Annotated in this window: 2 protein-coding genes and 2 pseudogenes; all 4 read right to left on the bottom strand. The window is 24.3% G+C overall.

Features of this window, described 5'->3' with window-relative positions; translation table 11 throughout:
- Nucleotides 1-637, bottom strand: a pseudogene (locus tag KTO59_RS04120) (toprim domain-containing protein); the annotation flags it as partial.
- A gap of 5 nt (nucleotides 638-642) precedes the next feature.
- On the bottom strand, nucleotides 643-774 hold the full coding sequence (locus KTO59_RS04115; RefSeq protein ID WP_284928789.1) for a hypothetical protein: 132 nt from the start codon (nucleotides 772-774) through the stop codon (nucleotides 643-645).
- A gap of 72 nt (nucleotides 775-846) precedes the next feature.
- Nucleotides 847-1,452 carry a hypothetical protein gene (locus KTO59_RS04110; RefSeq protein ID WP_284928788.1) on the bottom strand — a complete coding sequence of 202 codons (606 nt, stop codon included), beginning with the start codon at nucleotides 1,450-1,452 and terminating at the stop codon, nucleotides 847-849.
- A 115-nt stretch (nucleotides 1,453-1,567) separates the two neighbouring features.
- Nucleotides 1,568-1,907: pseudogene (locus KTO59_RS04105) on the bottom strand (hypothetical protein); the annotation flags it as partial.

Raw genomic sequence — 1,907 nt, 5'->3', positions numbered from 1 at the left:
GAAGATCATTTTCATTGAATAATTGGTGTTTTTTTAAATAATTGGTTAATTGAAATGAAAGCGATTTTCCACTTAATGGTGCGTAACCTAATTTAAACGTTTTGATTGTTTCTAATGATAATTCACGTGTTTGTGTTAAATATTTTAATCCTTCGTTGTTGGGATTTGTAATTAGTTTTTGGTGATAGAAATCACGAATTTGATTAAATAATGGTGATAATTTTTTAAATAGTTGAATTTTTATTTGTTTAATTTGGAATTCATCACAACTAATTTTTTTTTTCTTTTTTGAACGATTAATGGGAGTTGAAAATTCTTTAATTTGATTTTGTTCTTGAATGAATTGTTGAAATGTTTCATTTTTGAATAATTGATTTAAATTTTTAACAATAGTATTAAAATTAGTTTCGCCAGTTAATTTAGAGTAAATATCAAAAATGTCGTAGGATTTATTATTACATTCGGAGTAACAACGAAAAATATTTTTATCCGAATAATAACAACAGTTATTATTTTCCCCTTGGTGAATAGGGCATGGAAAACGATATTTTGGATTATGTTTTTTAGGTAATAGGTTGAAATATTTTAGTAAAATAATAATAGAAATTTTCTCTTTTAATTGGTCTTTTGTTAACATTTTGATTATCCTTTTCTTTTGAAGATTTTTTTTGTTTTCCAAGTGATGGTACCGTCGGGATGGGTGGTTTTAATTTTGCCGTTGGCGTAATAAGTGTGAATTGTTCCGTTTTTTGATTGTTTGATAAATTTTTTCATAATAATACCTTTCTTTCTTTATTTTTTTGTTTTTTATGATAATATTTAGTTGTAGATATAAAATATGGTTTTTTATTTTTTAATGATGTTGATGTTCGTAAAAGGAATAAACTTGGTGGTAATTAAGTTTTGTAAAAAATTGTTAGCTGAGTCGGAAAATAAGTTAACTACTTGATTAATACCTTGGATTTTTCCTTGTTCGATTTTATTGTTTAATTTTTGTGTTTCTTTTTCGTTGTTTGTTAATAAATAAAATTCAAAACGAGTGTCTAATTTTTTGAGTTGTTGTCCTTCTACCATAGCTTGTTTATAACGTTCACGAAGACAAGTTTTGAAATTAAAAGCGATAATTCTTTTCTTTTGGGTAAATAAAACTAAATCAAATTTAACGTCTGGAATAAAAAATAAATTTACTTGAGGGTATAAATTAGTAATACCTTTGTTTTGAAAATATAATAAAATAAGATATTCGTTAATTTTACCATGGATCGCTTTTTGGCTTTGAGAATTAATGTTGTTTTGGTTAAAATAATGATTTAATTGTTGATAATTGGTTTTCATATATTCATCAATTGAAAGATTAAAAGTAGTTTTTTTAAAAAAACATTTTAAGATTTCTACAGTTTTGATATTAGTATTGAAATGTTGAATATTGAAAAAATCTTGATCGGTTAACATTTTAAATTTCCTTTCTTAAATAAAAAAAGACCTTTAAAATTAAGGTCTTTTATTAGTTTTTTAATTTTAAAAATTCTTTGAATTATTCCATTTTTTGATTGTTTGATAAATTTTTTCATAATAAATCCTTTTCTCTTAATAAATTAAAAACTTTCATAGCATTGTTGTTAACTGGATCGTTGCTTGATAAAATTAATGTTGAACCTTGATGAATACGACTGAGATAATCGTAATATCCGTCTTTTACTTGATTGAAATATGATAATGGTTTTTGTTCGATGACATCGAGTTTATGATGTGCTTGTTTCATTTTGCGTTCAATTCCAATTTTAGGATCAATGTCTAAATAAACTAGTAAATCGCATGGAGTAAATAATTGAGTTAATACGGTTTTAAAAATTGACTCTAAAATTAAAGTTTGTTCTTGAAATGGATATAGTTGGTAGGCGTAAGTG

This window comes from Candidatus Phytoplasma sp. AldY-WA1 (assembly GCF_020312115.2).
Taxonomy (GTDB): domain Bacteria; phylum Bacillota_I; class Bacilli_A; order Acholeplasmatales; family Acholeplasmataceae; genus Phytoplasma; species Phytoplasma vitis.
The sequence above is the reverse complement of the archived record's forward strand: the minus strand, read 5'-3'. Positions and strand labels throughout refer to the sequence as shown.

Bases quoted from the DNA above. Each gene is read 5' to 3' on its own strand.
- KTO59_RS04115 (WP_284928789.1), bottom strand. From the start codon at position 774: ATGAAAAAATTTATCAAACAATCAAAAAACGGAACAATTCACACTTAT.
- KTO59_RS04110 (WP_284928788.1), bottom strand. From the start codon at position 1,452: ATGTTAACCGATCAAGATTTTTTCAATATTCAACATTTCAATACTAAT.